A 6,296-nucleotide genomic window follows, 5' to 3' on the forward strand; every position below is an offset into this window, starting at 1 on the left:
ACCCAAGCGGTCGAGGCGCTGGACGTGATCTATGCCGAAGAAGTCCATCATGTCGCTTACGGCTCCAAATGGTTCCATTTCCTGTGCGGACGTCACGATCTGGATCCTACCGGCGTGTTTCATGATCTGGTCCGCAAGTACTTCCACGGCCCTCTCAAACCACCCTTCAACGAAGAAAAGCGCGCAGAGGCCGGGATACCGCCGGATTTCTACTGGCCATTGGCGGGCACCGCACAGGTTTCACCGGGAACCGTCAAAAAATAGGCAATTCCCCGCCCACACCCTGCGAAAATACGTTGGCCTGCCTAATAATTGCGCATATTTCTTGCAGGCACGCGTCGGGGCACTTAAACGGGACGTGGGACAAATCCGGGTGGGCACCGGTTACAGGCAACGGGACAGGACACACAACACCGTGAGATCACGACTGACAGCACGCGTTCATGGCACTCTTGAGCGATTCTTTCCTGAAAGACGGCTTTTTCTGCGGTCGGACAGCGAGACACGCTTCATCAGGCTTACACCCGAAACGCAGCTTGTCGGATGGACGGGCAGTATCATCGTCGTGGCCTGGACCATCATCGCCACCGCGATCCTGCTGATGGACAGCATCGGTGCCGGCAATTTCCGGGCGCAAGCGCAGCGCGATCAACTGACATACGAACAACGCCTCAATGCGCTTTCCACCGAACGTGACGCCCGCGCGATGGAGGCTCTGGCCGCGCAGGAACGTTTCACCTCTGCCCTGCAACAAATCTCGATCATGCAGTCCGAACTGCTTGGGACCGAAGAAAAGCGGCGCGAACTGGAAACCGGACTTGAAGTCGTTCAGGCCACCCTGCGCGACGCAATGCGCGCCCGCGAAGAGGCCCGCAAACAGGTCGCCGCCCTGTCATCGGAAGACAGCGAAGGCGGAAACGCCTCCATCAGCGATGACGCTGCCGGTACGGTCGGTCTGCTGGCATCCGCGCTCGCCGATACGGCATCCCAGCGGGACCAGATCGCAGCAGACGCTGAATTTGCGATTGAACAAGCACAGGAAATGCAGCTTGAACTGCGGCTGCTGCAGGAACGCAACGACCAGATTTTCCGCCAGTTGGAAGAAGCGATGCTGGTCTCTGTCGAACCTCTGGACCAGATGTTCCGCGCCGCAGGCATGAACCCCGACAATCTGATCAATCAGGTACGGCGCGGCTATTCAGGCATGGGTGGGCCACTGACACCGATCCAGTTCTCCACGCGCGGCGGTGATCCCGACCCCGATGCACTGCGCGCCAATGCGATCCTGACCGCCATGGACCGGATCAACCTTTACCGGATCGCCGCTGAAAAAGCGCCCTTCTCGATCCCCGTTAAAGCGCGCTTTCGGTATACCTCCGGTTTTGGGCAGCGTTGGGGGCGGTTACATGCAGGTGCTGATTTTGCCGCGCCCATCGGCACACCGATCTATACCACCGCAGACGGTGTGGTCACCTACGCCGGTTGGTCATCCGGCTATGGCCGCCTGATCAAGATTCGCCACGACTTTGGCATCGAAACCCGTTATGCGCACCTGAACTCCATGGATGTCCGCGTGGGCCAAAGGGTCTCGCGCGGTGACCGAATTGGTGCTATGGGGAACTCAGGTCGCTCGACCGGGCCCCACCTTCACTACGAGGTCCGTGTGAACGGCAACCCCGTCAACCCCATGACTTACATAAGAGCTGGACAAGATGTTTTCTAAATCAAAAATCAACGAACCCGGACCCAAAGCGTCCGAGACCGAAACGCCCAAGGGTACCGAGGCCACCAAGCCCGCAGGTTCTGATTTAAAGGCATCTGCCCCGCCTAAATCAAAGCCAGCCCCATCGATCTTGTCCTCTGATCTGCTGATCACAGGCAATCTCAAGACGTCTGGCGATATTCAGGTCGAAGGCCAGGTCGAGGGCGATATCCGCGCGCACCTGCTGACCGTCGGCGAAGGCGCCACCGTCAAGGGCGAAATCGTTGCCGATGATGTCGTCGTGAACGGCCGCATCGTGGGCCGTGTACGTGGCCTCAAGGTGCGCCTGACGTCGACCGCACGGGTCGAGGGCGACATCATCCACAAGACCATCGCAATTGAAAGCGGGGCACACTTCGAAGGCTCCGTGCAGCGTCAGGACGATCCACTGGCCACCGGTTCTTCCAAGAAGATGCCGACAACGACGACTGAAACAAAGTCGTAAGTCTTTCATGATTACCGCAGAAGGGCGCCCTTTCCGGCGCCCTTTTTCGTATTCAGGCCAAGACCTTGCGGTAAAGATGCCATGTGGCATGTCCCAGCACCGGCAAAACAAACATCAGCCCCAGAAACCACGGCAGCAGCGCCAGCAGCGACGACACCGCGATAATCCACGCCCAGATCGACATCACGAAAAGATTGTCGCGCACAGCCTTCATACTGGTCAGCATCGCCGTCACGAAATCCACTTCGCGGTCCAGCACCAGCGGCAGGCTCACTACCGTCATCGAGAACAGCAAGAAAGCAAGGACCGCACCGACCCCAAGCTCTACCGCGATCATGGCCAATCCGTTGGATGTCAGGAACACATCAAAGCTCTGGCTGACGTTCGTCATGGTGGATAGCCCCATGAAGAGCGCAAAGATCATATGGGCCAGAAAGGTCCAGAACAGAAAATAAATCACGATTATCGCGCCCAGCCAAGGAAGTTGCCGCGTCCGCTCGTTCCAGACGATCCCCAGCACAGAGCGCCAGTCCAAAGACTGGCCCGTCTCCATACGGCGGCTGACTTCATATAGGCCGGCCGCGGCAAAAGGCGCCAGCAAAGGAAAGCCCAGCGATGTCGCAAGGGTCCATGTCACATGCCCTGCCCCGACCCAAAGCATCGCGAACCCGCCCACCACATAGACTGCACTGAAAAACAGCCCGAACTGCGGCGCGCGGCGGAAATCCTGCAGACCTGCCCGCAGGCTGGATGTCACGTCCGCAATAGTCAGGTGTTGAACGACCAGTTTTTCGGCAGCGCCGCCCAACGCATCTGTTGAAGTCACGGCTCGCCTCCCACGTTGCTGGACCTGGCGCTATCATCACCCCAAGGCCGCACCATTGGCAAGAGGTCTGTTATCCGGCGTTCGCCTCGGCGCGGCTCTTGCCCGACACGTTCATCGCCAGCGTCGCGGCCATGAACCCGTCAAGATCACCGTCCAGAACCCCTTTGGTGTCCGAGGTTTCATAGTTGGTACGCAGGTCCTTGACCATCTGGTAGGGCTGCAGGACGTAAGACCGGATCTGGTTGCCCCAGCCCGCATCACCCGCGCTCTCATGCGCTTCGTTGACAAGGGCTGACCGTTTATCCAGCTCCATCTGGTACAGCCGCGACTTCAGCGCCTTCATGGCGATATCGCGGTTCTGGTGCTGCGATTTCTCGGAACTGGTCACAACGATGCCTGTCGGATGGTGCGTGATCCGCACCGCCGAATCCGTCGTGTTTACGTGCTGACCACCCGCACCCGAGGACCGGTAGGTATCCAGACGGATATCATTTGGGCTCACCTCGATTTCGATGTTGTCATCGACCACCGGATAGACCTTGACCGACGTGAACGATGTGTGACGCTTGGCGGCGCTGTCAAAAGGCGAAATCCGCACCAGCCGGTGTACACCGCTTTCGGATTTCAGCCAGCCATAGGCGTTATGCCCGCTGATCTTGTAGGTCGCGGATTTGATCCCGGCCTCGTCACCGGACTGTTCGGACTGCAGTTCGACCTTGTAACCCTTCTTTTCCGCCCAGCGGACATACATGCGCGCCAGCATATTGGCCCAGTCGCAGCTTTCGGTGCCACCCGCGCCCGCATTGATTTCAAGGAACGTATCATTGCCGTCAGCCTCGCCATCCAGCAGGGCCTCCAGTTCCTTTTCTGCGGCTTTCTTGCCAAGTGCCATCAGCGCAGCTTCGGCCTCGGCCACAACCTCGGCGTCGTCTTCTATCTCGCCCAGTCCAATCAGCTCGATATTGTCAGACAAGTCCTGACTGATGCTTTCGTAACTTGTCATTGCATCAACCAGCAACTGGCGGTCACGCATGAGTTTTTGCGCCGCTTCGGGATCGTCCCACAGTGTCGGGTCTTCCACGCGGGCATTGAATTCCTCAAGCCGGTGCGGGGCCGTTTCGCGGTCCATGCGCTGCGCCAGCAGATTAAGCGATTTCTCAATCGCCTCTACAGTATTTTGTATTTCCGCGCGCATCGGGCACCTGTCTTTATTCGTGGGGATTTAATGCATCGGTCTTAACGCGCCCATCGGCGCGCCACAAGCGCATGGTCAGTAAAGACCGCCCGACGACAATGTCCCGAAAGTCGCCTTGTCGCCGACAGTCGCCGATTCACCCGTGGATGTCGTGACCTGACGCTGCACACTCTGCGCTTCGTCGAAAAGAGGCAAATCCGCCGCCATCGCGAACCCGCCATCGAACGTGATACCGAAGAGCGGCTCTTCACCCGGACGGAAACATTCGCGCACGACGTTATCGCCGCTGGCATCAGGGGGCAGACGCGCGCCGCTGAAACGGTCGATATTGATGAACTGGCAATTTGCCGGGACACGGAAAGAGCCAGAGCCATATTGCCCGATCGCCTCTTGCATGAAGCGATTGAACACAGGCCCACAGAACCCGCCGCCCGATGCACCACGGCCCAGACTGCGCGGCGTATCATAGCCGATATAGCAGCCTGCCACGATGTTCGACGAAAAACCGATGAACCAGACATCCTTGGCATCATTTGTCGTGCCCGTCTTGCCCGCAATCGGCACCGGCAGGTTGACGGTACCGCTTGCTGTTCCCCGCTCGACAACGCCCTGCATCATAGAGGTCAACTGATAGGCCGTGATCTCGTTCATCACGCGGTCACGGTTGGTCATGATGCGCGGCGCGGCGCCCTCTGGCAGATTGGTCTGGTCGCAGTCAAGGCAGGTACGCTGATCGTGGCGGTAAACCGTATAGCCATAGCGGTCCTGCACACGGTCAACCAAAGTTGGCTCGACCCGCTCGCCACCGTTGGCGAACATCGCATAGGCCGCGACCATCTTGAACAATGTCGTCTCATCCGACCCCAATGAGGCCGCAAGCACGCGGTTCATATTCTCGTAGACGCCAAAGCGTTCGGCATAACGTCCGACCGTATCAATGCTGATTTCCTGCGCCAGTCGAATGGTCATCAGGTTCCGTGACCGCTCGATCCCTGTGCGCAGCGGGGTTGGTCCGTAGAACTGGTTCGACGCATTGCGCGGCCGCCATACGCCCTGTGGCGTATTGATCTCGATCGGCGCATCCACGATGATCGTCGCGGGCGAATAACCACTATCCAGAGCAGCGGCATAGACAAACGGCTTGAACGAAGAGCCGGGCTGACGCTGCGCTTGTGTGGCGCGGTTAAAGACCGAATGCTCATAGCTGAATCCGCCCTGCATCGCGATCACACGGCCCGTGTTCACGTCCATCGCCATAAAGCCACCCTGCACCTCGGGCACTTGCCGCAGGGACCACTGTTCGAAATTGCCGTCGGCATCCAACAGACGGCGCACATGCACCACATCGCCGGGGGTGAAGTTGTCAAAGAAATCGCCGGCCAGCCAGCGGATATCACCGCGGGGCACGACAAAGGGTTCCGCCTCGGTCTCTATGACGCCTTCGATACCGATCGTCAGTGTATTCTCGGCCACATCCCGAATGACAGCCGGATACCACGGGCCATCAAGATCGACATCCCGGGTGACATCGACACCGGTCAGGGCTGCCCGCCATGCGGCTTCCTCCGCCAATGCATCTGCCGGAATTGTCTCGCCGGTACCCCGCCAGATACCCTGCGCACGATCATACTCTTCCAACGCGCGTTGCAGCGAGTGGCGCGCGGTGACCTGCAAATCAGGATCAACTGTCGCACGGATCGCCAGGCCACCGGAAAAGAACTCTTCCTCGCCAAAGTTCTGGCTGAGCTGGCGGCGGATTTCGTCGGTGAAGTAATCACGCTCTGGCAGGCTCTCGCGGAAGTCCTCGTAATCGCCGCCCTGCACCGACAAGAGCGGTGCTGCGCGTTCGGCCTCATATGTCGCCTCGTCGATATAACCGTTCTCGAACATCTCGCGCAGGGTGTTGTCGCGCCAGAATACGGCAATCTCGCGGTCGCGGACCGGGTGGCGATTGCTGGGCGACTTGGGAAGCGAGGCCAGATAGGCCGCCTCGCCCGCCGACAGTTCGGTCAGGGGTTTATTGAAATACGTCAGCGACGCAGCGGTAACGCCAAAACTATTCTGGCCC

The 6,296-nt window shown here is 59.1% G+C and carries 6 protein-coding genes; 3 read left to right on the forward strand and 3 right to left on the reverse strand.

What is annotated here, in order from left to right:
- The 3 genes from R6T97_RS12895 to R6T97_RS12905 form a co-directional block, all read left to right on the forward strand.
- Positions 1–264 (forward strand): DUF455 family protein (locus tag R6T97_RS12895; RefSeq protein ID WP_410349706.1); only part of this gene is annotated, 264 nt, incomplete at its 5' end.
- Positions 265–415: 151 nt separating this feature from the next.
- Positions 416–1,723 carry a DUF5930 domain-containing protein gene (locus R6T97_RS12900; RefSeq protein ID WP_410349707.1) on the forward strand — a complete coding sequence of 436 codons (1,308 nt, stop codon included), beginning with the start codon at positions 416–418 and terminating at the stop codon, positions 1,721–1,723.
- Entirely contained in the window at positions 1,713–2,207 is a 495-nt protein-coding gene (locus R6T97_RS12905; RefSeq protein ID WP_410349708.1) for a polymer-forming cytoskeletal protein, read from the forward strand. The genes R6T97_RS12900 and R6T97_RS12905 overlap by 11 nt, the downstream gene beginning before the upstream one ends.
- A gap of 52 nt (positions 2,208–2,259) precedes the next feature.
- On the opposite strand, the gene R6T97_RS12910 is transcribed toward R6T97_RS12905, so the two are convergent.
- The 3 genes from R6T97_RS12910 to R6T97_RS12920 form a co-directional block, all read right to left on the reverse strand.
- Positions 2,260–3,033 carry a DUF2189 domain-containing protein gene (locus tag R6T97_RS12910; protein WP_410349709.1) on the reverse strand — a complete coding sequence of 258 codons (774 nt, stop codon included), beginning with the start codon at positions 3,031–3,033 and terminating at the stop codon, positions 2,260–2,262.
- A 70-nt stretch (positions 3,034–3,103) separates the two neighbouring features.
- Positions 3,104–4,228 carry a peptide chain release factor 2 gene (gene prfB, locus R6T97_RS12915; protein WP_410349710.1) on the reverse strand — a complete coding sequence of 375 codons (1,125 nt, stop codon included), beginning with the start codon at positions 4,226–4,228 and terminating at the stop codon, positions 3,104–3,106.
- A gap of 75 nt (positions 4,229–4,303) precedes the next feature.
- Positions 4,304–6,296 (reverse strand): penicillin-binding protein 1A (locus R6T97_RS12920; RefSeq protein ID WP_410349711.1); only part of this gene is annotated, 1,993 nt, incomplete at its 5' end.

The organism is Yoonia sp. (assembly GCF_046498525.1).
Classification (GTDB): Bacteria; Pseudomonadota; Alphaproteobacteria; order Rhodobacterales; family Rhodobacteraceae; genus Yoonia.